This window comes from Oceanomicrobium pacificus (assembly GCF_009833495.1).
GTDB classification, from domain to species: domain Bacteria; phylum Pseudomonadota; class Alphaproteobacteria; order Rhodobacterales; family Rhodobacteraceae; genus Oceanomicrobium; species Oceanomicrobium pacificus.
Map to the genome: position 1 here is coordinate 283,938 of NZ_WUWG01000001.1, position 26,159 is coordinate 310,096.

The window sequence follows — 26,159 nt, forward strand, 5'->3', positions numbered from 1 at the left end:
GTCAGTCTCCCTTGTCGAACGCGTCGGCCGCGGCCCGTAGCCCGGCCAGCGCCATCTCCGCGCCGTCGGCGATGCGGGCATCGAGCCCGGCATGGCCCAGTGCGGCGCGATAAATCTCCGCCAGCCGTCCGGCACCGATGAGCACGACCTCCTGCCCCAGCCAGTAGGGCCGCGCAGCCGCAAGCTCCGCCCCGATGAGCAGGCCGGAAAGCCGCGCGGGGCCGACATCGGGCGACGCGCCGTTCAGGAGCGCGCCCGCGCGCATGGCGAACAGGTAGCCCGACACGCGTTCGGGCCGCGCCAGCGCATCGTCGATGCCCGAGCGAAATGCTTCGTCGGACCAGTCCATATCGTCCAGCGTCAGGCGCAGAACGGATTTGTGGGCCAGAAGGTCGTAGATCTCGCCGGTCATGAAACTGGCGAAATGGAACACGTCGCCACCCTCGATCTGCACCCATTTGGAATGGGTGCCGGGCAGGCAGATCACGCCGGTAAATTCCGGCGCACCGGCCAGATAGCCAGCAATCTGGGTTTCCTCCCCCCGCATCACGTCGGGCGGGTTGTCCTGACTGATGCCGGGCAGGATACGCACCCGGATGCGGCTGTCGGTCCCATCGAGCGGGATCGGCGCGGCATCGGGCAGCGCGCGGGTCGACACGGGCCGGTAACCGGCCTCCGCCCAACCGGTGCGCGCGCCCGCCATGCCGCAGACCCAGACCGGCGTGACCCGCCCCTCGGGCAGCAAGTCGCCCGCGAGGTCAAGGAATGCCGGCTCGAATTCCGCCCGCGTCAGCGTGCCCATCCCCTTGTCGGAACGCCGCTCGCCGAGCATCTGCCCGGCCGCGTCCATGGCCCAGATCCTGAGGTTCGACGTGCCCCAGTCCACGCCGATCCAGCGGCATCTGTCGGCCAGATCGCTCATCCCGTAACCACCACGCCGCCGTCGATTACCAGCGCCTGACCGGTCATCATCCGGGAGGTCTTGGACGCCAGGAACAGGGTCCCGTCGATGATATCCTGCTCGACCAGATGCTCGGGCAGGCACTGCTGTTCAAGATGCGCCTTCAATCCCTCGGGCGTGGCCCAGAGGTCCATCTGGCGCTGGGTCAGCACCCAGCCGGGCATCAGCGCATTGACGCGAATATTGTCGGGCCCGAGTTCGCGCGCCAGACCGCGGGTCAGGCCGGTGATGCCCGCCTTCGCGGTCACATAGGCCGGATAGCCCGCATTGCCCATCATGTAGGACACGGAGGAGAAATTGATGATCGCACCGCCGCCCGCGGCCTTCATGCCGGGTGCCGCCTGCTGTGCCGTGAAGAAATGCGGTCGCAGGTTGATGTTGAGCGAGCGGTTCCAGGCCTCCTCGTCGTAATCCTGCAGGCCGTGACGGCTGTCATTGGCGGCATTGTTGACCAGAACAGTGACTGGACCGTGGGCGGCGGCGGCCTGTTCCATCGCGGATTTCAGCGCCCCCAGATCGGTGATGTCGCACGGGATGAAGAGCGGCGCGCGCCCGTGCTTTTCCTCCATCTCGGCGACGAACCCGCTTGCATCGGAGCGCTGGACGAAGGCGACCTGCGCACCTTGCGCGAGGAACCCCTCGGTCAGCGCCGCCCCGATGCCGGAGCCGCCGCCGGTGATGAAGACGCTCGCATCTTTCAGATCGTGAAACGTGGCATAGGGCGTGGCGGTCATGGCAGGGCCTTTCCTTCAAGGACGAACAGTGTGGCGGGGAATGCGACCGGCAACTGGACCCCGTGGGCCATCAGTGCCGCGCCGCTGAGAGTGAGCGGACCATCATCGAGCGCGACTGCGCCGCGCGACACGGGCGCACGGTCGTGCGGATTGCGCAGGCGGACCTCGTAGCGGCGCGCGGGATCGAGCCCGGCCAGCCGCACAGGCCGTGGCAGAACCTGAGCCGACGCGCCGGTCTGACCCACAAAGGCCACGAACCGGTCCGCGCGTTCGGCAACCTGCGCCTCGGCGATCACCTGCGGGTCCATGCTGTCGAGCCGGTGGATGGTGGCGCGGCACATCCAGTCGCGGTTCGCCTTCCACCAGCTTGTGACCGCGCGCAGCGTTTCGGCCTCGTCATCCGTCAGTTCCATCGGGTCCATCTCGAACCCCATGTGGCGGCTCGCGGCAACCCAGGCGCGGAAGGCCATCGGCAGGATCCGGCCCGACGTGTGGCACACCCGCGGTCCGACATGGCTGCCCGTCACTTCCATCGGCAGGAAGAGCGCGGCCTCATGCTGGATGCGCAACCGTTCCAGCGCGTCATTGCTGTCCGACAGCCAGACGCGGGTGCAGCGTTCCAGAATACCATAGTCGATCCGGCCGCCGCCCGAGGCACAGCTTTCGAACTCGACACCCGGATGGGCTGCACGAAGCCGCTCCAGCAGCGCGTAGGTGCCTGCCGCCTGCGCCGGATCGGCCACCGGCAGCACGCGGTTATGGTCCCATTTCACGTAAGAGATCTCGGCACCGGACAGGATCGCGGAGAGCGCGTCGAACAGGTGGTCGCGCACGTCTTGCCGCGACATGTCGAGCACCATCTGGTGCCGCCCCAGCGGCTGGTCGGCCGGTCCGAGCGCCCAATCGGGATGGGCACGGAACAGATCGCTGTCGGGATTGACCATTTCCGGTTCGAACCAGATACCGAAGCCCATGCCCTCCGACCGGACATGGTCGACGAGCGCCGCCAGCCCGTCGGGATATTTGCGCGGGTCGACGCGCCAGTCGCCCAGGCTCGACCGATCATCATCGCGCCGACCGAACCAGCCGTCATCAAGGACGAACCGCTCTGCCCCGAGGGACGCGGCGCGGCTCGCGATCTGTTTCAGCCGGTCGAGATCATGGTCGAAATAGACCGCCTCCCAGCAGTTGTAGTGCACGGGGCGCGGCAAGGCGGCCTCCGGGAAATCGAGCAGATTGTGCCGGACATGGCCGACGAGCGCCGCACCGACGCCGTTCAGGCCATCGCCCGAGGCCGCCAGCACCAGCGGTGCGCTGGCGAATGTCCGCGCCGCAGGCAAGTGCGCGCGACCGGCATGGCCCATCTGGACCTGCCGGCGGCCGTCGCTCAGTTCCTCGGCGATCATCCGGTGGCCGCCCGACCAGCCATAGGCGAGCCCGAAGGCCAGGCCCCGGCTGTTGGTCGTGCCGGGTGTCGACAGGATCGCGAAAGGCGGCGTTTCATGGCCCGTGCGACCCGACAGGCTTTCGCGCATCCGGATCCCCGGTTGCCACGGCGTCTGCACCGGCTGGAATTCGCCGCACCAGCGCCCGGTATAGTCCCGGATCTCGCCGCCATCCTCCGGCCCCGGCATCACAGGTGCCGCCAGCCAGTCGACGCGCAGCGCGTCATCAGCCGACAGGAGCGCCTCCGCGACGATCACATCCGTGCCTTCGGGCAGGCTGAACCGCGCGGTGTATGTCAGCCCGCGCGCCGTATCGCGATGGATGAGCGCTAGCGATCCGCCCTCTTCCTCTGCGCGCTCGAAGCTGAATTCGGGCGCCAGCAGCACCCCGACGGCATCGCGCAGGACAAGACCCGGCTGGCCCTGGAACCCTGTCGCGGGCAAGGGGCAGAGGTCGAGCGGCGCGACCGTGTCGAGCATGCCGCCCGTGACATCCCGCCGCCCTGCCGCGGCCAGCGCGGCCGCGTCCTCATCACCCGGCAAACGGGCGCCCCAATAGACGACCCGCGCCATCTGTCCGGCATCGGCACCGAGCAGAAGGGTCTGGGATCGTGTGTCGAGGCGCCAGCTTTGCGTCACTTCACGGCTCCGAGCGTCAGGCCGGCGATGAAGTGTTTCTGCATCAGGAAGAACATCAGCACCGGCGGCAGCGCGGCAATGATCGAGCCCGCCGACACGAGGTGCCATGCCGCGACCCACTGGCCGTTGAGCGAGTAGAGCCCCGCCGTCACCGGCTGCGTCTCGGCGCTCTGGGTCAGGACCGTGGCCCAGAAATAGTCGTTCCAGATGAAGGTGAAGATCAGCACCGCCAGCGCAGCAATGGCCGGCCGCATCAGCGGCAGCACCACATACCAGAAGATCCGGATTTCCGACACGCCCTCGACCCGCGCGGCTTCGATCAGCTCATAGGGCAAGGCCCGGATGAAGTTGCGCATGAAGAGCGTGCAGAAGCCGGTCTGGAAGGCGGTGTGGAACAGGATCAGCGCCCAGGACGTGTTATAGACGCCCAGATTGATCGACAGGTCACGCACCGGCACCATCAGGATCTGGAAGGGAATGAAATTTCCCGCCACGAAGATGAAGAAGATGATCAGGTTCGAGCGGAACCGGTAGATGCCCAGCGCGAAGCCGGTCATGCAGCTCAGCACCAGCGTGAAGATCACGGTCGGGATCGTCACCTTGAAACTGTTCAGAATGTACTGGCCAATGGGCGACTTGGTGAAGACCGCCGTGTAGTTTTCCAGCAGGTTGAAGCTCGTCGGCCAGCCCCAGTAGTTGCCCGCCGTGATATCGCCCGCCGAGCGGATCGACGTGACGGCGACCGCGATCAGCGGCAGAAGCCACAGGATGAGCGCGATCGGCAGGGCGATCTTGTAGACGATGCGGACACCCGGAGAGGTGCGTTCGATCGGGGTCGGGAACATATCAGAGCCCCTCCGTTTCTTCGCGCCACATCCGGCGAAGGAAATAGGCGATGTAGATCATCATGATGAGGAAGAGAACCACCGCGATCGCCGCACCGTAGCCCATGCGGAACCCGTATTCGGAGAAGGCCTGCTCGTACATGTAGAAGGCCAGCACGCGCGAGGTGCCGTAGGGCCCGCCATCGGTCATGATGGAGATAAGGTCGAAAGAACGCAGCGCGCCGATCACCGTCACCACGATGGCGATGAAGGTGGCGGGCTTCAGCTGCGGCAGGATCACATACCAGAGCATCCGCCAGCCCTTGGCATTGTCGAGCCGCCCGGCTTCGATCTGCTCGGGGTCCACGGCGTTCAGGCCGGTCAGGTAGAGGATCATGCAATAGGCGGTCTGCGGCCAGAGGCCGGCGGCGATGATCCCGTAGGTCACGAACCGCTCGTCGGCGAGCACCGCGATGGGCTCCACCCCGAAGAGCCCGAGCACCACGTTCATCAGCCCGTAGCTCGGGTCGTAGAACCATGCAAAGACAAGGCCGACAACCACCTGGCTGATGACGAAGGGGAAGAAGAAGAGCGACTTGTAGAGCCGGATACCGGTCACGGTCTGGTTCAGAAACAGCGCCACGAACAGACCGGCGGGGATGGCAAGCAGGTAGAGAAGAAGCCAGATCACGTTGTTTTTCAACGAGGTATAGAAGGCTTCATCGTCCGTCAGCTCGACATAATTGTCGAAACCGATGAATGTCCGGGCCCCCAGACCGTCCCAGTCGTAAAGGGAGATCGAGAAGGACTGGAAGATCGGGATGATGACATAGACCGCGAACATGAACATGCCCGGGGCGAGGAAAAGCCACGGCGTCAGGCGCAGCTGGTTGGCTTTCCAATAGGCGGCAAGCGAAGACATGTCGCGCTCCGATTGGGATACTGTGTCGGGTGGAAAATCCCTCCCCCGGAGTTGGCCGGGGAAGGGAAAGGCGACGGGTCGATTTGGCCCTGACCCGTCCGTTTGTCAGGCGAAGATCAATAGACCTTCTGGCGCACTTTCTCGAGGCGCTCGAGGATCGCGTCGAGCCGCTCGGGCTTGACCATGAACTCCTGGAACCCTTCCATGCCCGCCTTGGCCATTTCGGCCGGCGCGTCACGGTCGAAGAACTGTGCCAGACCATGGGCGTTCGACAGCATTTCGAACCCGGCGACGAGGAACGGATCCTCTTCATTCACCGATGCGCCGCTGTTGACCGGCAGCTGGCCGAGCGTGGCGTTCATCTTGGTCTGCTGGTCGGCAGAGGCGATGAAGGCCAGGAACGCCTTGGCGTCGTCCTTGTTCTTCGCGTTGGCCGCGATGTGGATCGTGTCGGTCGGCGCATCTTCGGCGAGCGGCACACCTTCGGTGATCGCGGGGAACTGGAAGAAGCCGAGATTGTCGTCGGTCAGACCCGCTTCTTTCAGCGGCGCGACGGCGAAGTTGCCCATCACATACATGGCCGCTTCACCCTGCACCATCGGCGCGAGCGCTTCCTGCCAGGAATAGGCGGCGTGGTTCTCCAGGAAGAAACCGGCCTCGACCAGCTGCTTGAAGTTTTCCATCGTCGCGCGGACACGATCGTCGGTCCATTCCACCTTGCCGGCGGTCAGGTCCATGTGGAACTCGTAGCCGTTGGTGCGCAGGTTCAGGTAGTCGAAGACGCCCGCAGCGGTCCACAGATACTTGGTGCCGATGGTGATCGGTGTGATGCCGGCCGCTTTCAGCGCTTCACCCGCGGCAAGGAACTCGTCCCAGGTGGTCGGCACTTCGGCACCGGCCTGTTCGAACAGGTCTTTGCGGTAGTAGACGCCCCACTGGTAGTAGGTATAGGGCACGCCCCATTTCTTGCCGTCGATGGTCATGGCCGAGGCTGCCGATTTCAGCGAATCGTTCAGGCCGTTTTCTTCCCAGACATCATCCACCGGCTCGAAGAGACCTGCTTCGACATAGGGCAGCATGCGGTTACCGGCGAACCAGAGCGCCAGATCCGGCGCATCGGCGCTCAGGAAGTTGCGGATCGAGGTCTTGTAGCCCTCATGGTCGAACGTGTTGACGGTCACGTCCACGTCCGGGTTGGCCGCTTCGAAGTCGGCCACCACATCGGCCAGCGCCTGCTTGGGCGCGGGATCCGACAGGTTGGAGTTGATGACGAGCTCACGCGTGTCCGCGAAAGCGCCAGTCGCCAACATGGTCCCTGCTGCCAGCAGCATGGACGGTTTCAAAAGATCTAGCATGTATACCTCCCGAAGCTAGATAGTTCCAAATAATGAAACTAGGTTTTGATTATTGAAAACTATGTCGACTACGGTTACACCTGTCAAGAGACAGGATAAGCCGGATCGAAATTCCGGCACCGGGAGGACAATGACCAAGTCAGGACATAGCGACGGGACGGTCGGCAAAGCGCTTGAAGTGCTGGATGCCGTCGCGGCCTATGGCCGTCCGGTCCGGTTCAAGGAACTGCTCGCGGACGGGGCCTATCCCAAGGCCACGCTCTACCGGCTCCTGCAAACGCTCACGAATCAGAACATGCTGAGCTTCGATGCCGAAAGCGGCTATTACACGCTTGGCGGCCGGCTGATCCGGCTCGCCCATGCGGCCTGGCAGGCCGGCTCCCTCGGCCCGCTCGCCCGTCCGCATATCGACGCCCTGTCGCTGCGGCTCGGCGAAACCGTGCATCTGGCACAGCTCGATGACGGGCAGGTTCTCTACATCGACAAGCGCAACGCCACGCGCCCGATCCCGATGTATTCGGATGCGGGCAAGATCGGTCCGGGCTATTGCACCGGCGTCGGCAAGGCGATGCTGGCCTTCCTGCCCGACAGCGAACGCACCGTCGCCCTCGCCAAGCAGAGCTATTACCGGCACACCGAACATACGCTGACCACGCCCGAGGCGCTGGAGGCTGAACTGGCCGAGATCCGGCAGACCGGCATTTCCTTCGACCGCGAGGAGCATGAGCCGCAGATCATCTGCGTGGCCGTGCCGATCCTGGGCCAGGGGCTGCGCCCGCTCGGCGCGCTTTCGGTCACCACCACCACGCTGCGGCATTCGCTCGACGATCTGGAGGCGCTTGCCCCCGACCTGAAAGCCTGTGCCACCGCCATCGCACGCGACGCGGACCCTTGGGTCTCGCCCACCGAATCAAGAACAGTTTCAGCCTGAGGAGACCGGAATGACCGGAGTCACCCTAAGCAATGTGATCAAGAAATACGGCGATACGCAGGTCATCCACGGGGTCGACCTGCAAATCGACGAGGGCGAGTTCTGCGTCTTTGTTGGCCCTTCGGGCTGCGGCAAGTCCACGCTCCTGCGGATGATCGCGGGGCTGGAGGAAACCACGTCGGGCAATATCGTCATCGAGGGCACCGACGTCACCCGTGTGGACGCGGCCGAACGCGGCGTTGCCATGGTCTTCCAGACCTATGCGCTCTACCCGCACATGACGGTGGCGGAAAACATGGGCTTCGGGCTGAAGATGAACAAGGTGCCCAAGGCCGAGATCGAGGAGAAGGTCCGCACCGCGGCCGAGATCCTGAAGCTGGAACCCTATCTCGACCGCAAGCCGAAAGCCCTGTCCGGCGGCCAGCGCCAGCGCGTCGCCATCGGCCGCGCCATCGTGCGCGGGCCGAAAGTGTTCCTCTTCGACGAGCCGCTCTCGAACCTCGATGCCGAATTGCGTGTCGAGATGCGGGTCGAGATCGCGCGCCTGCATCAGGAAATCGGCGCCACCATGATCTACGTGACCCACGATCAGGTGGAGGCCATGACGCTGGCCGACAAGATCGTCGTGCTGCGCGCAGGCGTGGTCGAACAGGTGGGCGCCCCGCTCGACCTTTACGACGATCCCGACAACCAGTTCGTCGCGGGTTTCATCGGTTCGCCGGCGATGAATTTCCTCGACGGCACCGTGACGGCCGGCGGCGTCGCGGTCGAGGCGCTCGGCAATGCGGTGATCCCCGTTGCGGCCCAGCTGCCCGCCGAAGGCAGCGCCGTGACCGTCGGCATCCGGCCCGAGCATTTCATGCTGGCTGAAGGCAGCGACCTGACGGTCGATCTGATCGAGCATCTGGGCGGGGTGTCCTACCTCTATCTCAACGATGCGCGCGGCAAGCGGCTCATCGTCGAAGGCAAGGAAGCGCGCGGCCTGAAACATGACATGAAAACATCGCTGTCGGTCGACCCGGCAAATGTGTTCCTGTTCGACGCCACGTCGCAGAAACGCCTGCGCTGACGAAAGCGCTACGCGCGACATGAAAAGGCCCGGGACGGCATCTCCGTCCCGGGCCATTACCGTTCAAGTGACCGGTCGATCAGAACATGAAATAGCGTTGCGCCATCGGCAGTTCGCTGGCCGGTTCGCAGGTCAGCAATTCACCGTTCGCCCGGACCTCGTAGCTTTCGGGATCGACCTCGATCTCGGGCGTCGCGTCGTTGAGCTTCATCGAGCGCTTGCCGATCCCACCGCGCGTGTTCTCGACTGCAAGCGTCCGCTTGGCGAGGCCGAGACGCGCGCCGATATCCGCATCCTGCGCGGCTCCGGAAACGAAGGTCACCGCGCTCTGCTCGACCGCACGGCCGAACGCGCCGAACATCGGACGGCTATAGACCGGCTGCGGCGTCGGGATGGAGGCATTCGGGTCGCCCATCTGCGCGCAGGCAATGCTGCCGCCGATCAGCACCATTTCGGGTTTCACACCGAAGAAGGCCGGTGACCAGAGCACCAGATCAGCGCGCTTGCCCTCCTCGATCGACCCGATATGGGCCGACAGGCCATGCGCGATGGCGGGGTTGATCGTGTATTTTGCGATATAGCGGCGCACCCGGAAATTGTCATTGTCGCCCGTTTCCTCGGCCAGGCGGCCGCGCTGCTTTTTCATCTTGTCGGCGGTCTGCCATGTCCGGATCAGCACCTCGCCCACACGGCCCATGGCCTGGCTGTCGGAGGCGATGATCGAGAAGGCCCCCATATCGTGAAGGATATCCTCCGCCGCGATGGTTTCCTTGCGGATGCGGCTCTCGGCAAAGGCCACATCTTCGGGGATCGACTTGTCGAGATGGTGGCAGACCATCAGCATGTCGAGATGTTCCTCGAGCGTGTTGACCGTGTAGGGCCGCGTCGGGTTGGTCGAGGAGGGCAGCACGTGATCCTCTCCGCAGACGCGGATGATATCGGGCGCATGGCCGCCGCCCGCGCCTTCGGTATGGAAGGCGTGGATCGTCCGGCCCTTCATGGCGGCGATCGTGTTCTCCACGAACCCGCTCTCGTTCAGCGTGTCGGTATGGATCATCACCTGCACGTCCATCGCATCCGCCACCGACAGGCAGCAGTCGATGGCGCCCGGCGTGGTGCCCCAATCCTCGTGCAGCTTCAGCGCGCAGGCGCCGCCTGCCACCTGCTCTTCGAGCGCGGCGGGCAAAGAGGCATTGCCCTTGCCCGCAAAGGCGAGGTTCATCGGGAATGCGTCCGCCGATTGCAGCATCCGGCCGATATGCCACGGGCCGGGCGTGCAGGTGGTCGCCAGCGTGCCGTGCGCCGGGCCGGTGCCGCCGCCAAGCATCGTCGTCAGGCCCGAATGGAGCGCATCCTCGATCTGCTGGGGGCAGATATAGTGGATATGGCTGTCGAACCCGCCCGCGGTCAGGATCCGGCCCTCGCCCGCAATGGCCTCGGTGCCAGGTCCGATGACGATATCGACGCCCGGCTGCGTGTCGGGATTGCCCGCCTTGCCGATCTTGTGGATGCGCCCGTCCCGCAAACCCACATCGGCCTTGTAGATGCCGGTATGATCGACGATCAGCGCATTGGTGATGACGGTATCCACGGCGCCTTCGGCGCGGGTCGTCTGGGCCTGCCCCATCCCGTCGCGGATCACCTTGCCGCCGCCGAATTTCACTTCCTCGCCATAGGTCGTCAGGTCGCGCTCGACCTCGATGATCAGGTCGGTATCGGCCAGCCGCAACCGGTCTCCGGTGGTCGGGCCGTACATGTCGGCATAGGCGGCGCGGGAAATCTTGGTGGGCATCGGGACCTCTCGGGGCTCAGTTTTCTTCCCAGATGATGCGCAGCTGCTCGCTGCGCTGGCGGGTCAGGTCTTCCAGACAATAAAGAATGATGACGGGCTCCAGCGTGCCGCCACGATAGGTGAAGCCCTGCGCAAGGCAGGCCTTGTCGCGAAAATCGATCCATGCCCGTTGCGCGTCGCGCAGGGCCTCGGCACCGCCGCGCTGGTCATCCGGCAGGTCGGCATCGAGCGACGTCATCCACTCCATTGCCCGCCTGTAGTCGACATTCAGATCCTCGTCGGCGGCCTTGTAGGCGCGGTCGGCGCAGACCCGCATGTCAAACGTGGTCAGCTGGTTGTTGCAGTCGACATCCGCCTCCTGCGCCGCAACGGGCAAGGCGGCGAGCGCCACGAGCAGGGACGCGGCGGCGCGGCGCATCAGAGATCACCCATCACGGCCTGATTGAACCCGTAGACACGGCGCTTGCCCGAAAGCGGCACCAGCGTGACCTCGCGCGTCTGGCCCGGCTCGAAGCGCACGGCGGTCCCCGCGGCAATGTCGAGCCGGAGCCCGCGCGCGCGGTCGCGGTCGAAATCGAGCCCGCTGTTGGCCTCGGCAAAATGGTAGTGGCTGCCCACCTGCACCGGACGGTCGCCGGTGTTGCTGACGGTCAGCGTCACCGGCTCCGCGCCGGCATTCAGCTCGATCTCGCCAGCCGCCGGCAGGAGTTCGCCGGGGATCATTTCCGCGCCCGTGCAACCGCGACCACGACCCCGCCGAGGAGCGCCACCGACAGGAGCGCCCAACCTGCGTCGATCCCGTGCGGGTGCAGATGCGCGCCCTCATGGGCGAAGGCGATGCTGGGCGACAGGGCGGCGAGCGGAACAAGCGTTTTCATGGATGAACCTCCGGTGGGTCTGGGTCAGCGGATCGGGTGGTGGACGGTGACGAGCTTGGTGCCGTCGGGAAATGTCGCCTCGACCTGCACGTCGTGGATCATCTCTGCGATCCCGTCCATGCACTGGTCGCGGGTGACCACATGGGCGCCCGCTTCCATCAGGTCGGCGACCGAGCGGCCGTCACGCGCGCCCTCGACGACAAAATCGGTGATGAGCGCGATGGCCTCGGGGTGGTTGAGCTTCACGCCGCGCGCCAGCCGGCCCCGCGCCACCATGGCGGCCAGCGACACCAGCAACTTGTCTTTCTCGCGTGGGGTCAGGTTCATGCCTGTCCTCTCCTTCCCTGCTCAGACGGTGAGCCAGCGGCGCACGTCGTCCTCGACCATCGTGTCTCTTGTGCCGGACAATACGATCTCTCCGCGGTCCATCACACAATAATCGTCGGCCAGGTCGCGGGCGAACTCGAAATATTGCTCCACCAGCACGATCGCCATGTCGCCGCGTCCGCGCAAATAGGTGATCGCGCGACCGATATCCTTGATGATCGACGGCTGGATGCCTTCGGTCGGCTCGTCGAGCACCAGAAGTTTCGGCCGCGTCACCAGCGCCCGGCCGATCGCCAGCTGCTGCTGCTGCCCGCCCGACAGGTCGCCGCCGCGCCGCGCCAGCATATCTTTCAGGACGGGAAACAGCTCGAACACCTCGCCCGGCACATAGCGCTCGGACCGCGGCAGGTTGGCATAGCCGGTCTCCAGATTTTCCTTCACCGTCAGGAGCGGAAATATCTCCCGCCCCTGCGGCACAGACGCAATGCCACGCGCCGCGCGCTGGTCGGGCCGCAGGCGGGATATATCCTCGCCGTTCCACATGATCGCGCCTGCGGTGATCGGCTCGCGCCCGACGACCGCGCGCAGAAGCGAGGTCTTGCCGACGCCGTTGCGCCCGAGCACACAGGTCACACGGCCCGGACGGGCGGCCACGCTGATCCCCTTCAGGGTCGGCGCCGCGCCATAGGAGAGGTCGATGGATTGAACGTCGAGCATCTCAGCGCCCCAGATAGGTTTCGATCACTTCGGGATTGGCCGACACATGGTCGAGCGACCCGTCGGCCAGAACCGCGCCCTGATGCAGCACGGTGACCTTGCAGCCGAGCGCGCGCACGAATTCCATGTCATGCTCGACCACGACCACCGAGTGTTTGCCGGCTATGTCGCGCAACAGCTCGGCCGTGCGCATCGTCTCGGCATCGGTCATGCCCGCGGCCGGTTCGTCGACGAGCAGCAGTTCGGGATCCTGGGCAAGCAGCATCCCGATCTCCAGCCACTGTTTCTGGCCATGGCTGAGGTCGCCCGCCAGATCGTCGCGCTGCGCGGTGAGCCGCACGAGGTCCAGCAACTCATCGACCCGGGCCCGTTCCGCATCGGTGGTGCGGTGGAAGAGCGTGCCGAATACCGACCGGTCGGCTTTCAGCGACAGATGGAGATTGTCCTCCACCGTATGGGTCTCGAAGACCGTCGGTTTCTGGAACTTCCGCCCGATGCCGAGCCGCGCGGACCCGGCCTCGTCGACCTTGGTGAGGTCGGTATCCTCGCCCCAGATCACCTCTCCTGTATCGGGGCGGGTCTTGCCGGTGATGATGTCCATCATCGTGGTCTTGCCAGCCCCATTGGGACCGATGACCGCGCGCATTTCGCCGCGCTCGATGATGAGCGACAGGTTGTTGATCGCCTTGAACCCGTCAAAGCTCCGGCTGACGCCGTTGAGGTAAAGCTGCGTCTTCTCGCTCATGCCTCGGCCTCCTTCACCGGTGCTGCCTTGGCTTTCGGGCGAAGCCGGTCGCGGCTCGCCTCGATGAAGCCGAGCACGCCCTTGGGCAGGTAGAGCGTCACCAGAATGAACATGGCGCCCAGCGCGAAGAGCCAGATTTCGGGAATCCAGCCGGTCAGGAGTGTCTTCGACAGGGCGACGATGATCGCGCCAAGTGCCGCGCCCACAAGCGTGCCGCGCCCGCCCAGCGCCACCCAGATCACGATCTCGATCGAGTTGGCCGGGCTGAATTCACCGGGATTGATGATGCCGACCTGCGGCGTGTAAAGCGCGCCGGCCAACCCGGCCAGCATGGCAGAGACCACGAAGACGAAAAGCTTGTAGCCCTCCACACGGTAGCCCAGAAACCGCGTCCGGCTCTCCGCATCGCGGATCGAGACGAGCACCTTGCCAAGCTTGCTCGCGGTGATCCATTTCGACAGGAGCAGCCCGCCCGCCAGCGCCAGAGCCGAGCAGACGAACAGCCCGACCCGCGTTGCATCGGATTGCAGGTCGAAGCCCAGCACATCCTTAAAGTCGGTCAGCCCGTTATTGCCGCCGAACCCCATCTCGTTGCGAAAGAAGGCGAGCATCAGCGCATAGGTCATGGCCTGCGTGATGATCGACAGGTAGACCCCTGTAACCCGCGACCGGAAGGCGAACCAGCCGAAGACGAAGGCCAGAAGCCCCGGAACGACCAGCGCCATGATCGCGGCGAACCAGAACATGTCGAACCCGTGCCAGAACCAGGGCAGCCTGTCCCAGTTCAGGAAGACCATGAAATCGGGCAGGTCCGGGTTGGCATAGACGCCGCGGTCGCCGATCTCGCGCATCAGATGCATGCCCATCGCATAGCCGCCCAGCGCGAAGAAGGCGCCGTGGCCGAGCGAGAGGATCCCGCAATAGCCCCAGACAAGGTCGAGCGCGACGGCGAGGAGCGCGTAGCAGAGATATTTGCCCATCAGCGCGACGGCAAAGCTCGGCACATGCAGCGCGCTGTCGGGCGACATCACCAAATTGCCAAGCGGCACGCAGACGGTGACAAGGAACAGAAGGCCGAGGAAAATGCCCATCCGGCGGTCGATCAGCTTGGTCAAACTCATGGCTCAGGCCTCCACCGCGCGGCCCTTGAGGGCGAAAAGCCCCCGCGGCCGCTTCTGGATGAACAGGATGATGAAGACGAGCACGAGGATCTTGGCCAGCACCGCACCCGCGACCGGCTCAAGGAACTTGTTGGCCACGCCGAGGGTGAAAGCGCCCGCGAATGCGCCCCAGAGGTTGCCCGCGCCGCCGAAGACCACGACCATGAAACTGTCCACGATGTAGCTCTGGCCGAGATTGGGCGACACATTGTCGATCTGGCTGAGCGCGACCCCGGCCAGCCCGGCAATGCCGGCGCCAAGCCCGAAGGTCATCGCGTCCACCCATCCGGTGCGGATGCCCATATCGGCCGCCATGGCGCGGTTCTGCGTGACGGCGCGCATCTGCAGCCCCATCGGCGTGCGCTTCAACAGCGCCAGCAGCCCGGCAAAGACAATCAGAGAGAAGACGAGGATCCAGAGCCGGTTGTAGGTGATGGTCAGCTGGCCCAGCTCGAAGGCCCCCGACATCCAGTCGGGATTGCCCACCTCGCGGTTGTTCGGCCCGAAGATAGAGCGCACCGTCTGCTGCAGGATGAGGCTCACGCCCCAGGTGGCCAGAAGCGTCTCAAGCGGCCGCCCGTAAAGGTGCCGCACGATCCCGCGTTCGATGGCCACGCCGACGGCGCCGGCCGTCAGGAAGGCGAGCGGGGCCGCGATCAGGAGCGACCAGCCGAACATCTCGGGCATGGTGTTGCGGATGAATTCCTGCACGACGAATGTGGTGTAGGCGCCGACCATGATCAGTTCGCCATGGGCCATGTTGATGACACCCATCACCCCGAAGGTGATGGCCAGCCCGATCGCGGCCAGCATCAGAACCGACCCGAGCGACAGGCCGTACCAGACATTCTGTGCCAGCCCCCAGACCTTCTGGGAACGTTCGATATCCGCGACCGCATCCGCGGCAGCTTCGGCCACCGGCCCCTCGCCGGCGGCGAGCGGCAGCAGGACCCCAAGGGCATCCTGATTGCCCATGGCTGCGATGGTGGTCACGGCTTCGAACTGATCCGCCTCGGTCGCGTCGCTGTTCAGCATCGCCACGGCCCGGGCCGCGCCCAGAACCGTGGCGACTTCCCTGTCGGACTCGGCCAACAATGCGGCGTCCAGTGCTTCTAACTGGTCCGGATCACCGCTCTTGAAAGCGGCTTCTGCCGCCTCAAGTCTCTTCGCCGGGTCGGGATGACGCAATGTCATGATGCCCAGCGCGGAACGGATCGCACGCCGCAATCCGTTGTTTACCTTAACTTTCTTGCCGTCCCGGCGGCCGATCTCGCCAAGCGACTCGCCCGTGAGCGGGTCATAGGCGGTGTAGGTCTTGCCCTCCTTCACGACGCGCACCAGCGTCCCGTCGGACTTCAGTTCCTGCAGGTCCCCCTCGCCCAGCGCCTCGAGAAGCGGCACGGCGCGCTCGTCGCCGGTCGCGGCGATCTCCATGACCAGCGCGGCGCGGTCGTCATAGCTGCCCTGCGGCAGGCGTTGCATCAGCTCCTCCAGCGTCGCGGCGGCGCCCGGCAGGGCGGTCACGAGCGCGAGAAGCATCAGGATCGGGGCGAATAGGGAGGTCAGGCGGGTCATGATCCGGTCTTTCGGAAAAGAGGCGGCCCGGAACCCGAGGGGCAAATATCGGGTTCCGGGCCTTGTCGGCGGATTACTGGCTCACGCCACCGCACTGACCCTTGGCAACATCGAAGTTGCCGCAGGACATGGGCGCGCGCCAGTCGGCGATCAGGTTCGCGCTGTCCGGCAGATAGTCGGACCATGCATCACCTGCGACGAGGCCCGTGGTTTCCCAGACGATGTCGAACTGGCCGTCATCCTGGATTTCACCGACGAGCACCGGCTTGGTGATATGGTGGTTCGGCATCATGGCGGAGAAGCCGCCCGACAGGTTCGGAACCGACACGCCGATGATCGAGTCGATCACCGCATCGGCGTCGGTGGTGCCGGCCTTCTCGACCGCTTTCAGCCACATGTTGAAGCCGATGTAATGCGCTTCCATCGGGTCGTTGGTCACGCGGTCTTCGTCGCCGATGAACCCGTGCCATGCTTCGATGAACTCGTCATTCTCTTCGGTGTCGACAGACATGAAGTAGTTCCATGCCGCGAGATGGCCGACGAGCGGCGCGGTGTCGAGACCGGCCAGTTCTTCCTCACCCACGGAGAAGGCAACGACCGGAATATCCTCGGCGGAGACACCCTGGTTGCCCAGTTCCTTGTAGAAGGGCACGTTGGCGTCGCCGTTGATGGTGGACACCACGGCCGTCTTCTTGCCGGCGGAGCCGAAAGCCTTGATGTCGGACACGATCGTCTGCCAGTCGGAGTGACCGAAGGGCGTGTAGTTGATCATGATGTCTTCCTCGGCCACGCCGAGCGATTTCAGATAGGCTTCGAGGATCTTGTTGGTCGTGCGCGGGTAGACATAGTCGGTCCCGGCCAGAACCCAGCGCTCCACGCCTTCGTTCTCCAGCAGATAGTCGACCGCCGGAATGGCCTGCTGGTTCGGGGCGGCGCCGGTGTAGAAGACGTTGCGCTGCGATTCCTCGCCCTCGTACTGGACGGGGTAGAACAGAAGGCCGTTCAGCTCTTCGAAGACCGGCAGGACCGATTTGCGGGACACGGATGTCCAGTTGCCGAAGACGGCGGCCACTTCGTGAACTTCGAGAAGCTCGCGGGCCTTTTCGGCGAAGAGCGGCCAGTCGGAGGCCGGATCGACGACCACGGCTTCAAGCTGCTTGCCGAGCAGGCCGCCATTCTTGTTCTGCTCCTCGATGAGCATCAGCATGGCGTCTTTCAGGGTGGTCTCGGAAATGGCCATGGTCCCGGACAGGGAGTGCAGGATGCCGACCTTGATCGTATCCTCGGCCTGCGCTGCGGTGGCGGAGACCAGTGCGGTCATCGCGGCACCTGCCAGAAGCGACAGTTTCGTCATTGTGAATTCTCCGTTCAAACGGTCGCTGAAATCTGTGGCCGCCACCTTGCCGAAGCCGGGGCGGCGTCATAGGTTTCAGGTGCGACCTTAGCGTTGCAACCCGTGTGGCGGCGGGCGTTTCCAAGCCTCCCGCTGCCGCACACCTTCCGAACCGATCCCCATCTTTCCTTGGCATCTCGGACCATCTGGCAGCCGGATCGTGTTGGGATTCCCCTGTTCGGGTCAAACGGTTTGCCCTGTTTTTCGACTTGAAGGGCATGTCTGTCTATTTTTTAACCAGCAAATCACGGCTTTTGCCGCTACTGGTCACAAAATAGTCAACAGGTCGCGAAATGCGCCCTTACCGCTGGTTGTTCTGCCAGTCGGGATGCCGCCATGGCGCGAGGTTCTCGGGCGGCAGCATGTCTCCGCCAAGGATATGGTCGGCCGCCTTCTCGCCCACCATGATGCTCGGCGCGTTGAGATTGCCATTGGTAATGCGCGGGAAAATCGAACTGTCCGCGACCCGCAGCCCCTCGACCCCGATCACGCGGCAGGCCGGATCGACCACCGCCATCGGATCATCCGCCGCCCCCATCTTCGCAGTCCCGCACGGGTGATAGGCGCTCTCTGCATGGGCACGGATGAAATCGTCGAGCGCGTCGTCGCTCGTGGCATCGGCGCCGGGCAGAATTTCTTCCCCGCGATAGGCGTCGAAAGCGGGCTGGGCGAAAATCTCCCGCGTCAGGCGCAGGCAGGTCCGGAACTCGACCCAGTCGGAGGCTTCGGACATGTAGTTGAACCGGATCACGGGTGGCGTTTCGGGACGGGCATCCCGCAATGTGACCGCCCCGCGCGAGGCCGAGCGCATCGGCCCGACATGGGCCTGGAACCCGTGGCCGCGCACGGCCGTCCGCCCGTCATAGCGCACGGCGAGCGGCAGGAAGTGATACTGGATATCGGGATAGGACACGCCGGCGGCCGACCGGATGAAGGCCGTGCTCTCGAAATTGTTCGACGCCCCGACGCCGCGCCGCGCGAACAGCCACTGCGCCCCGACGAGCGCCTTGCCGGGCAGGTTCCAGTAGGAATAGAGCGTCACCGGCTTCAGGCTGCGCATCTGGAAATAGACTTCCAGATGGTCCTGCAGGTTCTGCCCGACGCCAGGACGGTCGGCCCGCACGTCTATGCCATGCTCGGCCAGATGCGCGGCCGGACCAATGCCCGACAACATCAGAAGTTTCGGCGTGTTGATCGAACTGGCGGCGAGCACAACCTCGCGCCGTGCGCGGATCACCTCGACCCGGCCGCGCCGCGCGATCTCCACACCGGTGGCACGACTGCCATCAAAGGTCACGCGCTGTGCGAGGCCCCGCACCAATGTCAGGTTCGGGCGCTTCAACGCAGGGCGCAGATAGGCGTTGGCGGCCGACCAGCGCCGCCCGCGCCAGACCGTCTGCTCGAAAGCCCCGAACCCTTCCTGCTGGGCGCCGTTATAGTCGTCGGTCAGCGGGTAGCCGGCTTCCGACCCGGCCGTGACGAACGCATGGTAGAGCGGATTGCGGCGCGGGCCGCGGGTGACATGGAGCGGGCCGGAACGCCCGCGATAGGGCGCGTCATCATGGGCGCTGCCCCCGTGCCAGGTTTCCATCCGCTTGAAATAGGGCAGCACGTCGGCATAGGACCAGCCGCTGGCCCCGCTTTCCGCCCAATGGTTGAAATCCTCCGCGTGGCCGCGCACGAAGACCATCCCGTTGACCGAGGAGGACCCGCCGATCACCTTGCCGCGCGGGGTTGCGAGCACGCGGTTGCCCAGATGCGGCTCGGGCTCGGTCGCAAAGCCCCAGTCGTAGCGCGCCATGTTCATCGGGAAGGACAGCGCACCCGGCATCTGGATGAGCGGCCCCGCATCCGAGCCGCCATATTCGATCAGGATCACCCGGTTGGCCGGATTTTCCGACAGCCGGTAGGCCAGCGCACAGCCCGCAGAACCGGCCCCGACGATGACGAAATCGGCCTCCATCACAGGTTCTGGTCGATATAGGCGCCGATGATGGCCACGGCTTCGGCGGGCGCCGGGCCACTCCGGTGCAGGGCCTGCCGGATATAGAAGCCGTCGATCATCGCGCCGATACCCTGCGCGAGACGTTGCGCGGCGTCGCGGTCGATCAGGGCCGACAGGTCATGGACCAGATTGTCGTTCAGGCGGCGGGCATAGATCTGCAAGAGCCGCTGCGCGTCGGGCGCATGCTGGGCCTGCACATAGAAGGTGAGCCAGGCCGCCACGGTTTCGGTTGCGAAATTGCGCGGCGCGAAACTGGCCGCGATCACCGCCTCGATCCGTTCGCGCGGGCTGCGGGCGGATTTCAGCCCTTCCAGAACACCGGTGCCGAAATCGCTCAGGATCTGGCGCATCGCGGCGAGGAAAATCTGCTCCTTGCCGCCGAAATAATGGTGCGCCAGCGCCGGTGACATGCCCGCCCGTTTGGCGATCTGGCCAACGGTCACGTCGAGCGAGCCGGCCTGCCCGACCTCAAGGATCGTCGCCTCGATGAGCGCACGGCGGCGGATCGGTTCCATTCCGAGCTTCGGCATGTGGGCTTTCCCTGAAAGTCTTGCTAAACTGAATCTTATGTTTTTAATTGACCCGTCAATCAAGAAAAAATCTCACCAACAGGAGACCGAGATGACCCCGATGATCCGAACCGCTGCGAGCCTGACCGTTCTGATGAGCCTTGCCGGCGCGGCGCATGCCAATTGCGATACGGTGACCTTCTCCGATGTCGGCTGGACCGACATCACCGCCACCACCGCCGCGACGAGCGTGGTGCTCGAGGCGCTCGGCTACGAGACGGATGTGAAGGTCCTGTCCGTCCCGGTCACCTATGTGTCGCTCGAAAAGGGTGACGTGGATGTGTTCCTGGGCAACTGGATGCCGACCATGGAAGCCGACATTGCAAAATATCGCGACGCCGGCACGGTCGACACGGTGCGCGCGAACCTCGAAGGCGCGAAATACACGCTCGCGGTCAACGCCGCGGCTGCGGCCGCCGGCATTGCCGATTTCGCGGATATCGCCGCGCAGAAGGACGCGCTCGACGGCAAGATCTACGGCATCGAGCCGGGCAATGACGGCAACCGCCTGATCCAGGACATGATCGACAGCGACGCGTTCGGCCTGTCGGGCTTCGAAGTGGTTGAAAGCTCCGAGCAAGGCATGCTTGCGCAGGTCGAGCGGGCCAGCAAGAAAGACGAGCCGATCGTCTTCCTCGGCTGGGAACCGCACCCGATGAACGCCAATTTCGACCTGACCTACCTGACGGGTGGCGACGATTATTTCGGGCCGGACCTTGGCGGTGCCACGGTCTATACCAACACCCGCGCCGGCTATGTGGAGGAATGCCCGAACGTGGGTGCGCTTCTCAACAATCTGGAATTCTCGCTCGCCATGGAAAACGAGATCATGGGCGCGATCCTCGATGAGGGCACCGACCCGAACGAAGCCGCCAAGGCATGGCTTGCCGCCAATCCCGGCACGCTCGACGCCTGGCTCGACGGCGTGACGACCAAGGATGGCGCACCGGCCATCGACGCGGCCAAGGCTGCTCTGCAGTAAGGAAGAACGGCGCCGCCGCACCCCTGCGTGCGGCGCCTGACAGACCGGGGGCACGCGCCCGACACCGGGCGCGTGCCCTGCCCCCGCGCGGCAGAGGAACGGCATGGACTGGCTCACCGAGAACAAGATCCCGGTCGGAAAGACCGCTGCGGCCTTTTTCGACTGGCTTCAGGACAATGCCGAATGGCTCTTCGACGCGCTGGCCGACGGACTTGATGCGCTGATCGGCGCGATCCTCTGGACCATGCAGACCCCGCCGGTGCTCGTCGTCGTCGCGGTTTTCGTGATCCTCAGCTGGCTGTTGCAGCGCAGCTGGCAGACGAGCCTGCTGGTGCTTGCCGGGCTGCTTTTCATCATCAATCAAGGCTATTGGGACGAGACGACCGAAAGCCTGACGCTTGTGCTGGCCGCCTGCATGGTCTGCATGGCCGTGGGCGTGCCCATCGGCATTGCGGCCGCGCACCGGCCGCGGCTCTACACCGTCATGCGGCCGATCCTCGACCTGATGCAGACGCTGCCGACCTTCGTCTATCTGATCCCCGCCATCGTCTTCTTCGGTATCGGCATGGTGCCGGGGCTGATGGCAACGGTGATTTTCGTCCTGCCCGCGCCGATCCGGCTGACCCATCTGGGCGTGTCCAACACGCCGCGCGCGCTCATCGAGGCTGCCGAAGCCTTCGGCGCGACCCCGCGCCAGAAGCTCTGGAAGGTGGAACTGCCCTACGCGCTGCCGCAGATCATGGCGGGCCTCAACCAGACGATCATGCTCTCGCTGTCCATGGTGGTCATCGCGGCGCTGGTCGGGGCTGACGGGCTCGGCGTGCCGGTGGTGCGCGCGCTCAATCAGGTCAATACCGCGCTTGGCTTCGAAAGCGGCTTCATCATCGTGGTGGTGGCGATCCTGCTCGACCGCATGCTGCGCATCCGGGGGCAGAAGAAATGACGGTGATGGTCGCCTTCGATGCGGTGAATATCGTGTTCGGCGATGCGCCGAAAACCGCGCTGCCGCTGATGGACAAAGGCATGAGCCGGTCAGAGATTCAGGACCGGACCGGTCAGGTGCTGGGCGTCCACAATGCCAGCCTCGAGGTCGAAGAGGGCGAGATTCTCGTCCTGATGGGACTGTCCGGTTCCGGCAAATCCACGCTCTTGCGGGCCGTGAACGGGCTGAACCCGGTCGCCCGCGGCGAGGTCCGCGTCCATGACGGCACGGGGCTGGTGCCCGTCAGCCATACGGACGCGCGCACGCTCCGTCGCCTGCGGCTCAGCCGGGTCGCGATGGTGTTCCAGCAATTCGGCCTGCTGCCCTGGCGCTCGGTCGCGGACAATGTCGGGCTCGGGCTGGAACTGGCGGGGCTGAAACGGTCCGAGCGCGAGGCCCGGATCGCGGAACAGCTGGAACTCGTGGGCCTGCAGGACTGGGCCGACCGGCGCGTCGGCGAACTGTCCGGCGGGATGCAGCAGCGCGTCGGCCTTGCCCGCGCTTTTGCCACCGAAGCGCCGATCCTCTTGATGGACGAGCCTTTCTCCGCGCTCGACCCGCTCATCCGGACCCGGCTGCAGGACGAGTTGCTGGACCTGCAGGCGCGGCTGAAACGCACGATCATTTTCGTCAGCCACGATCTCGACGAGGCGTTCAAGATCGGCGACCGGATCGCGATCATGGAAGGCGGTCGGATCGTCCAGTGCGGCACCCCGCGGGAGATCATAGCCGCGCCGGAAAACGACTATGTGGCGGATTTCGTGGCGCATATGAACCCGCTCGGCGTCCTGCGCGCGGGCGATGTGATGCAGCCCGCTCCGGCGGATCTGGTGACCGCCGGAACGGTGCATGAAGACGAGCGGATGGACCGTGTCATCCGCGATTGTCACGATGCGTCAGGGCCGGTCGGGGTGACCGGCCGCGACGGGGCCATTGTCGGCCAGATCACGCCGCGCGACATTCTTGCCGCGCTGCGCAAGAGCCAGGCGCCCGCCGCGGACTGAGCCCGCCCCCGTCAGTCGTGGGACAGGCAGCCGGCGATATCGTCGGCCATCGCGCGCAGCATCTGACCGTAGAGCGCCGCCCCCGGCTCCAGATCCACGCCGAGCAGGTCGAGGGTCACGACCTCCACATCCATGCCTTCGGTCGCCGTGCGGAGCACGCTCTCAGATGCACTCGTGTCGGACAGGACGCAATGCAGGTCACCCTCCTGCATCTCGGTGCGGATGTCGCGCAGGCGGGCCGCCCCCGGCTTGGCATTGTCGCTCACCGCGATCGAACCAAGCGCGTGCAGGTCGAATGCTTCTTCGAAATATTGCGTGGCATCGTGATAGACGACGAAAGGCGCATCGAGGTCTGAGAGTTGCGCGTTCAGTTCTTCGGCGAGCGCCGCCAGTTCCGCCTGTGCGGCTTCGGCATTGGCGCGGTAGAGATCCGCATTTTCGGGGTCAAGCTCGGCCAGTTTCTCAGCCAAAACGCCGGTCCATGCGGCTGCATTGGCCGGGTCGAGCCAGGCATGCGGGTCGATCGGTCCGTGATCGTGTCCGGCATGGTCGTCATGATCATCATGGCCGTCTTCATCGGCATGGTCGTCATGCTCGTCATGCCCTTCGGCATGTTCCTCGCTATCGTGATCATCATGATCGTCGTGGTCATCATGCTCTGCATGATCCTCGTCGTCCGCATGATCGTCATGCGCCTCGTCCCCATGGTCGTCATGGTCTTCATCGCCATGCTTTTCGTCATCGTGATCGTCGTGACCATGGTCGTCATGATCCCCGTCTTCATGATCGTGGTCATGGTCGAAGATGGGACCGTCGCGGGTTTCGCGCTGCGCCGTCACGTCGAGGTCAAGAAGCGCAAGCGACTGCCCGTCGCCCAGCGCTTCGGCCGCCTCGGCCAGCCATGGCGTCATCGCCGGCCCGATCCAGACCAGCATGTCGGCATCCTGCAGGTTGCGCGCCTGCGAGGGCTTGAGCGACTGGTGGTGCGGATCCTCGCTGCCCTGCAACAGCAGGTCCGGTGTCCCTGCCCCCTCCATCACGCGCGCAACAAGCGCATGAACGGGGCGAATATCGGTCACGACTTTCGGTGCCGCAGCACCCGCAACCGGGGCGATGACGGCCAGAATGGCGGCAGTGGACAGGGATCGGCGGAATCTGGACATGAAACGGGCTCCTACATGGTGAGAGCCGCATCCGTAATTGTTATAGTATAACATATCAAGTGCTTTCTCCGGTGGACTTGCCAAAGCCACGCGTGCCGCCCAGTCTGGGCGCAGGGATTTTCATCGGAGGAGGCACAGATGACACGGATTTTCATGACCCTTCTGGCCATCGCGCTTGGCGCCACGGCCGCACAGGCCGACGGCCATATTGCCGACATTCTGGGCGAGGCAGAAGCGGCCTGCACCAGTTTCGAGAACGGCACGTTCGACGCCGGTGACGCGGTGACGATGGTCGACCTCGACGGGGACGGCACGGAGGACACGATCGTCGACGAAAGCAGGTTCGCTTGCTCATCCGCCGCGTCGCTCTACTGCGGCACGGGTGGCTGCATGGTCCATGCGCTCGTCGGCGGGACCGAGGGCAAGTGGCTCGCCAAGGGCTGGAAGGTCGTTGAATGGGGCGAGGACCGGATCCTGCTCTTCGCCATCCATGGCGCCAATTGCGGCGGCACCAACCTGCGCCGCTGCTACGAGGCCGTTGTCTGGAACGGGGAGGCTTTCTCCACCGTTGCTCCAAAAGTGGAATAGCGGAACGAACGGCGCGGGCCGGACCGGCCCGCGCGCTTCATCACCCGTCGCCGCGCGGATAGGCCCGGCGGTACAAGTGCCAGGTCGCATGACCCAGCACCGGGAAGACGAGGATCATCCCGAGGAAGCCGGGCAGGCTGCCGAGGATGCTCAGCACCACCACGATCACCGCCCAGAGCGCCATTGTGCCTGCATTGTCGCGCACGAAGGTGAAACTGCGGATCATCGCCGTCACCACATCCACATCGCGGTCGACGATCATCGGGACCGCCATGACCGTGACGGCAAACAGAAGCGCGGCGAGCGCGCCGCCCACGATCGTACCGACGAGGAGCATCGTGATCCCTTGTGGTGAAAAGAGCAGGTCGGCCGATGTCATCACATTGGTCAGCGGACGCAGCCCGAATGAGAGCGCAAAGACCAGATGCGCCAGATAGACCCAGACGAGATAGAAGAAGAGCACCACGAATGCCATCGACGGCACCTGCCCCTGGCTCTGACCCAGAATTGTGCGGAAGATGCGCGGCCAGGTCGGTTTCTGGCCGGCTTCCAGTTCGCGGCTGACCTCGTAGAGCCCTACTGCCAAGAAGGGACCTACCAGCGGGAAACCGCAGGCCAGTGGCAGGATCCAGTAGCTCGACCCCTGCACGACCAGTTGCAGGTAGATCGTGATCCCGATCACCGAGAAGAGCGCGCCGAAGACAATCCCGAACATGGGCGCTTTCAGGAAATCCCGCCAGCCTGCAGCGAGCGCCGCCGTCAGGTCCGCCGTGGTCACGGCCTGCGCGTCGGGAATGACGGGCGGTTCGGTCGTGTCGGTCATGTCTATCCTCCCGGACATCTGCGTGTCATCGCTTGAGGATAGGAAAGGAACGGTCAGACAGGCAAGAGATTTGCTGACGCAACGTCAGCCGCGCCAGCCGCAAACGGGACCGGTCCTGCGGCCGGCCGGTCCTCAGCGCCCGCAGGCGACAATGCCCGCCTTGACCAGATGTCCGCAGATCGACTCCACCGAAGCAAATTTCGACATCGGAATATCCCGGTTCAGCGCGCCGGTCGCATAGCCTGTGCCCGCGATGGTCACGCCGGTCAGGATCGTCAGCACGGCAAGTTTGCGCGGTGCCGTTCGCCACCAGCCGCTGCCGCGCCGGGTCTTGCCGTCCTCCTCCGCCGTGACACGGCGCAGGAAGGCGTTGCGCTCTTCCTCGAAGGCGGCGACACGGTCGCTCAACTCCTGCTTCTCGCGGTGGAATTTCGTCCAGTTCGGGCTGATATCGGCGTCGAGCACGCCATGCGGCTGCTTCTTGCGCGCCATGCGAAGAGCCGAAACGGCTTCCTCCACATTCTCGGTACTGATCGCCACGGCGACCAGTTTCCCCACCTGATCAGACATACACAT

At 64.7% G+C, this 26,159-nt stretch carries 27 protein-coding genes; 6 read left to right on the forward strand and 21 right to left on the reverse strand.

Annotated elements, in window-relative coordinates:
• Nucleotide 1 precedes the first annotated feature (1 nt).
• The 6 genes from GSH16_RS01485 to GSH16_RS01510 all read right to left on the reverse strand — a co-directional run bounded on the left by GSH16_RS01485 (nt 2) and on the right by GSH16_RS01510 (nt 6,880).
• A complete protein-coding gene (locus tag GSH16_RS01485) occupies nt 2–922 on the reverse strand; it encodes a 2-dehydro-3-deoxygalactonokinase (protein WP_160851182.1) in 921 nt (306 codons plus the stop codon).
• A complete protein-coding gene (locus tag GSH16_RS01490; protein WP_160851184.1) occupies nt 919–1,695 on the reverse strand; it encodes an SDR family NAD(P)-dependent oxidoreductase in 777 nt (258 codons plus the stop codon). The genes GSH16_RS01485 and GSH16_RS01490 overlap by 4 nt, the downstream gene beginning before the upstream one ends.
• Nucleotides 1,692–3,779 carry an alpha-galactosidase gene (locus tag GSH16_RS01495; protein WP_160851186.1) on the reverse strand — a complete coding sequence of 696 codons (2,088 nt, stop codon included), beginning with the start codon at nt 3,777–3,779 and terminating at the stop codon, nt 1,692–1,694. The genes GSH16_RS01490 and GSH16_RS01495 overlap by 4 nt, the downstream gene beginning before the upstream one ends.
• The gene (locus GSH16_RS01500; RefSeq protein ID WP_160851188.1) at nt 3,776–4,624 is read right to left on the reverse strand and encodes a carbohydrate ABC transporter permease; all 849 of its coding nucleotides are present in this window, start codon (nt 4,622–4,624) and stop codon (nt 3,776–3,778) included. The genes GSH16_RS01495 and GSH16_RS01500 overlap by 4 nt, the downstream gene beginning before the upstream one ends.
• A 1-nt stretch (nt 4,625) precedes the next feature.
• Nucleotides 4,626–5,525, reverse strand: coding sequence for a carbohydrate ABC transporter permease (locus tag GSH16_RS01505; protein WP_160851189.1), 900 nt, complete (start codon nt 5,523–5,525; stop codon nt 4,626–4,628).
• A gap of 116 nt (nt 5,526–5,641) precedes the next feature.
• Nucleotides 5,642–6,880, reverse strand: coding sequence for an ABC transporter substrate-binding protein (locus GSH16_RS01510; protein ID WP_160851191.1), 1,239 nt, complete (start codon nt 6,878–6,880; stop codon nt 5,642–5,644).
• Between the two features lie 130 nt (nt 6,881–7,010).
• On the opposite strand from GSH16_RS01510, the gene GSH16_RS01515 reads away from it, so the two are divergent.
• Both GSH16_RS01515 and GSH16_RS01520 read left to right on the forward strand, forming a co-directional pair.
• Nucleotides 7,011–7,811 carry an IclR family transcriptional regulator gene (locus GSH16_RS01515; protein WP_160851193.1) on the forward strand — a complete coding sequence of 267 codons (801 nt, stop codon included), beginning with the start codon at nt 7,011–7,013 and terminating at the stop codon, nt 7,809–7,811.
• 10 nt (nt 7,812–7,821) lie between these two features.
• Entirely contained in the window at nt 7,822–8,880 is a 1,059-nt protein-coding gene (locus GSH16_RS01520; RefSeq protein WP_160851195.1) for an ABC transporter ATP-binding protein, read from the forward strand.
• Nucleotides 8,881–8,959: 79 nt separating this feature from the next.
• Here GSH16_RS01520 and ureC read toward each other — a convergent pair whose 3' ends face one another.
• The 12 genes from ureC to betI all read right to left on the reverse strand — a co-directional run bounded on the left by ureC (nt 8,960) and on the right by betI (nt 20,002).
• Nucleotides 8,960–10,672: an urease subunit alpha gene (gene ureC, locus GSH16_RS01525; RefSeq protein ID WP_160851197.1), complete on the reverse strand. Its 1,713-nt coding sequence runs from the start codon at nt 10,670–10,672 to the stop codon at nt 8,960–8,962.
• 16 nt (nt 10,673–10,688) lie between these two features.
• Nucleotides 10,689–11,090: a lysozyme inhibitor LprI family protein gene (locus GSH16_RS01530; protein ID WP_160851199.1), complete on the reverse strand. Its 402-nt coding sequence runs from the start codon at nt 11,088–11,090 to the stop codon at nt 10,689–10,691.
• Nucleotides 11,090–11,395 (reverse strand): urease subunit beta, encoded by a 306-nt coding sequence (locus GSH16_RS01535; protein ID WP_160851200.1) that lies wholly within the window; start codon nt 11,393–11,395, stop codon nt 11,090–11,092. The genes GSH16_RS01530 and GSH16_RS01535 overlap by 1 nt, the downstream gene beginning before the upstream one ends.
• Complete coding sequence (locus GSH16_RS15750) at nt 11,392–11,550, reverse strand: hypothetical protein (protein ID WP_205523935.1); 159 nt, start codon at nt 11,548–11,550, stop codon at nt 11,392–11,394. Before GSH16_RS15750 ends, GSH16_RS01535 begins: the two co-directional genes overlap by 4 nt.
• Nucleotides 11,551–11,574: 24 nt before the next feature.
• Nucleotides 11,575–11,877 carry an urease subunit gamma gene (locus GSH16_RS01540; protein ID WP_160851202.1) on the reverse strand — a complete coding sequence of 101 codons (303 nt, stop codon included), beginning with the start codon at nt 11,875–11,877 and terminating at the stop codon, nt 11,575–11,577.
• A gap of 21 nt (nt 11,878–11,898) precedes the next feature.
• Entirely contained in the window at nt 11,899–12,594 is a 696-nt protein-coding gene (urtE, locus tag GSH16_RS01545; RefSeq protein WP_160851203.1) for an urea ABC transporter ATP-binding subunit UrtE, read from the reverse strand.
• Between the two features lies 1 nt (nt 12,595).
• Nucleotides 12,596–13,339: an urea ABC transporter ATP-binding protein UrtD gene (gene urtD, locus GSH16_RS01550; RefSeq protein WP_160851205.1), complete on the reverse strand. Its 744-nt coding sequence runs from the start codon at nt 13,337–13,339 to the stop codon at nt 12,596–12,598.
• Nucleotides 13,336–14,460, reverse strand: coding sequence for an urea ABC transporter permease subunit UrtC (urtC, locus tag GSH16_RS01555; protein WP_160851207.1), 1,125 nt, complete (start codon nt 14,458–14,460; stop codon nt 13,336–13,338). Before urtC ends, urtD begins: the two co-directional genes overlap by 4 nt.
• Before the next feature lie 3 nt (nt 14,461–14,463).
• Nucleotides 14,464–16,074 (reverse strand): urea ABC transporter permease subunit UrtB, encoded by a 1,611-nt coding sequence (gene urtB / locus GSH16_RS01560; RefSeq protein ID WP_160851209.1) that lies wholly within the window; start codon nt 16,072–16,074, stop codon nt 14,464–14,466.
• A 73-nt stretch (nt 16,075–16,147) separates the two neighbouring features.
• Nucleotides 16,148–17,428 carry an urea ABC transporter substrate-binding protein gene (gene urtA / locus GSH16_RS01565; protein WP_160851211.1) on the reverse strand — a complete coding sequence of 427 codons (1,281 nt, stop codon included), beginning with the start codon at nt 17,426–17,428 and terminating at the stop codon, nt 16,148–16,150.
• A gap of 340 nt (nt 17,429–17,768) precedes the next feature.
• Nucleotides 17,769–19,430 (reverse strand): choline dehydrogenase, encoded by a 1,662-nt coding sequence (gene betA / locus GSH16_RS01570; RefSeq protein ID WP_160851213.1) that lies wholly within the window; start codon nt 19,428–19,430, stop codon nt 17,769–17,771.
• Nucleotides 19,430–20,002, reverse strand: a complete 573-nt coding sequence (gene betI, locus GSH16_RS01575; RefSeq protein ID WP_160851215.1) for a transcriptional regulator BetI — start codon at nt 20,000–20,002, stop codon at nt 19,430–19,432. The genes betA and betI overlap by 1 nt, the downstream gene beginning before the upstream one ends.
• 91 nt (nt 20,003–20,093) lie before the next feature.
• Between betI and choX the strand changes: the two genes are divergently transcribed.
• The 3 genes from choX (at nt 20,094) to choV (ending at nt 23,009) form a co-directional block, all read left to right on the forward strand.
• Nucleotides 20,094–21,023 carry a choline ABC transporter substrate-binding protein gene (choX, locus tag GSH16_RS01580; protein ID WP_407941042.1) on the forward strand — a complete coding sequence of 310 codons (930 nt, stop codon included), beginning with the start codon at nt 20,094–20,096 and terminating at the stop codon, nt 21,021–21,023.
• 103 nt (nt 21,024–21,126) lie between these two features.
• Nucleotides 21,127–21,966: a choline ABC transporter permease subunit gene (choW, locus tag GSH16_RS01585; protein WP_160851217.1), complete on the forward strand. Its 840-nt coding sequence runs from the start codon at nt 21,127–21,129 to the stop codon at nt 21,964–21,966.
• Nucleotides 21,963–23,009, forward strand: coding sequence for a choline ABC transporter ATP-binding protein (gene choV, locus GSH16_RS01590; RefSeq protein ID WP_160851218.1), 1,047 nt, complete (start codon nt 21,963–21,965; stop codon nt 23,007–23,009). Before choW ends, choV begins: the two co-directional genes overlap by 4 nt.
• An 11-nt stretch (nt 23,010–23,020) precedes the next feature.
• Here choV and GSH16_RS01595 read toward each other — a convergent pair whose 3' ends face one another.
• On the reverse strand, nt 23,021–24,172 hold the full coding sequence (locus GSH16_RS01595; RefSeq protein WP_160851220.1) for a zinc ABC transporter substrate-binding protein: 1,152 nt from the start codon (nt 24,170–24,172) through the stop codon (nt 23,021–23,023).
• A gap of 138 nt (nt 24,173–24,310) precedes the next feature.
• Between GSH16_RS01595 and GSH16_RS01600 the strand changes: the two genes are divergently transcribed.
• Complete coding sequence (locus tag GSH16_RS01600; RefSeq protein WP_160851222.1) at nt 24,311–24,760, forward strand: hypothetical protein; 450 nt, start codon at nt 24,311–24,313, stop codon at nt 24,758–24,760.
• A gap of 40 nt (nt 24,761–24,800) precedes the next feature.
• Here the strand turns inward: GSH16_RS01600 and GSH16_RS01605 are convergent, their stop codons facing one another.
• Both GSH16_RS01605 and GSH16_RS01610 read right to left on the reverse strand, forming a co-directional pair.
• Nucleotides 24,801–25,583, reverse strand: coding sequence for a DUF2189 domain-containing protein (locus GSH16_RS01605; protein WP_160851224.1), 783 nt, complete (start codon nt 25,581–25,583; stop codon nt 24,801–24,803).
• A gap of 132 nt (nt 25,584–25,715) precedes the next feature.
• Nucleotides 25,716–26,153 carry a hypothetical protein gene (locus GSH16_RS01610; RefSeq protein ID WP_160851226.1) on the reverse strand — a complete coding sequence of 146 codons (438 nt, stop codon included), beginning with the start codon at nt 26,151–26,153 and terminating at the stop codon, nt 25,716–25,718.
• Nucleotides 26,154–26,159: the final 6 nt, after the last annotated feature.

Bases quoted from the DNA above. Each gene is read 5' to 3' on its own strand.
- GSH16_RS01485 (WP_160851182.1), bottom strand. From the start codon at position 922: ATGAGCGATCTGGCCGACAGATGCCGCTGGATCGGCGTGGACTGGGGC.
- GSH16_RS01490 (WP_160851184.1), bottom strand. From the start codon at position 1,695: ATGACCGCCACGCCCTATGCCACGTTTCACGATCTGAAAGATGCGAGC.
- GSH16_RS01500 (WP_160851188.1), bottom strand. From the start codon at position 4,624: ATGTTCCCGACCCCGATCGAACGCACCTCTCCGGGTGTCCGCATCGTC.
- GSH16_RS01505 (WP_160851189.1), bottom strand. From the start codon at position 5,525: ATGTCTTCGCTTGCCGCCTATTGGAAAGCCAACCAGCTGCGCCTGACG.
- GSH16_RS01510 (WP_160851191.1), bottom strand. From the start codon at position 6,880: ATGCTAGATCTTTTGAAACCGTCCATGCTGCTGGCAGCAGGGACCATG.
- GSH16_RS01515 (WP_160851193.1), top strand. From the start codon at position 7,011: ATGACCAAGTCAGGACATAGCGACGGGACGGTCGGCAAAGCGCTTGAA.
- GSH16_RS01520 (WP_160851195.1), top strand. From the start codon at position 7,822: ATGACCGGAGTCACCCTAAGCAATGTGATCAAGAAATACGGCGATACG.
- ureC (WP_160851197.1), bottom strand. From the start codon at position 10,672: ATGCCCACCAAGATTTCCCGCGCCGCCTATGCCGACATGTACGGCCCG.
- GSH16_RS01530 (WP_160851199.1), bottom strand. From the start codon at position 11,090: ATGCGCCGCGCCGCCGCGTCCCTGCTCGTGGCGCTCGCCGCCTTGCCC.
- GSH16_RS01535 (WP_160851200.1), bottom strand. From the start codon at position 11,395: ATGATCCCCGGCGAACTCCTGCCGGCGGCTGGCGAGATCGAGCTGAAT.
- GSH16_RS15750 (WP_205523935.1), bottom strand. From the start codon at position 11,550: ATGAAAACGCTTGTTCCGCTCGCCGCCCTGTCGCCCAGCATCGCCTTC.
- GSH16_RS01540 (WP_160851202.1), bottom strand. From the start codon at position 11,877: ATGAACCTGACCCCACGCGAGAAAGACAAGTTGCTGGTGTCGCTGGCC.
- urtE (WP_160851203.1), bottom strand. From the start codon at position 12,594: ATGCTCGACGTTCAATCCATCGACCTCTCCTATGGCGCGGCGCCGACC.
- urtD (WP_160851205.1), bottom strand. From the start codon at position 13,339: ATGAGCGAGAAGACGCAGCTTTACCTCAACGGCGTCAGCCGGAGCTTT.
- urtC (WP_160851207.1), bottom strand. From the start codon at position 14,460: ATGAGTTTGACCAAGCTGATCGACCGCCGGATGGGCATTTTCCTCGGC.
- urtB (WP_160851209.1), bottom strand. From the start codon at position 16,074: ATGACCCGCCTGACCTCCCTATTCGCCCCGATCCTGATGCTTCTCGCG.
- urtA (WP_160851211.1), bottom strand. From the start codon at position 17,428: ATGACGAAACTGTCGCTTCTGGCAGGTGCCGCGATGACCGCACTGGTC.
- betA (WP_160851213.1), bottom strand. From the start codon at position 19,430: ATGGAGGCCGATTTCGTCATCGTCGGGGCCGGTTCTGCGGGCTGTGCG.
- betI (WP_160851215.1), bottom strand. From the start codon at position 20,002: ATGCCGAAGCTCGGAATGGAACCGATCCGCCGCCGTGCGCTCATCGAG.
- choX (WP_407941042.1), top strand. From the start codon at position 20,094: ATGACCCCGATGATCCGAACCGCTGCGAGCCTGACCGTTCTGATGAGC.
- choW (WP_160851217.1), top strand. From the start codon at position 21,127: ATGGACTGGCTCACCGAGAACAAGATCCCGGTCGGAAAGACCGCTGCG.
- choV (WP_160851218.1), top strand. From the start codon at position 21,963: ATGACGGTGATGGTCGCCTTCGATGCGGTGAATATCGTGTTCGGCGAT.
- GSH16_RS01595 (WP_160851220.1), bottom strand. From the start codon at position 24,172: ATGTCCAGATTCCGCCGATCCCTGTCCACTGCCGCCATTCTGGCCGTC.
- GSH16_RS01600 (WP_160851222.1), top strand. From the start codon at position 24,311: ATGACACGGATTTTCATGACCCTTCTGGCCATCGCGCTTGGCGCCACG.
- GSH16_RS01605 (WP_160851224.1), bottom strand. From the start codon at position 25,583: ATGACCGACACGACCGAACCGCCCGTCATTCCCGACGCGCAGGCCGTG.
- GSH16_RS01610 (WP_160851226.1), bottom strand. From the start codon at position 26,153: ATGTCTGATCAGGTGGGGAAACTGGTCGCCGTGGCGATCAGTACCGAG.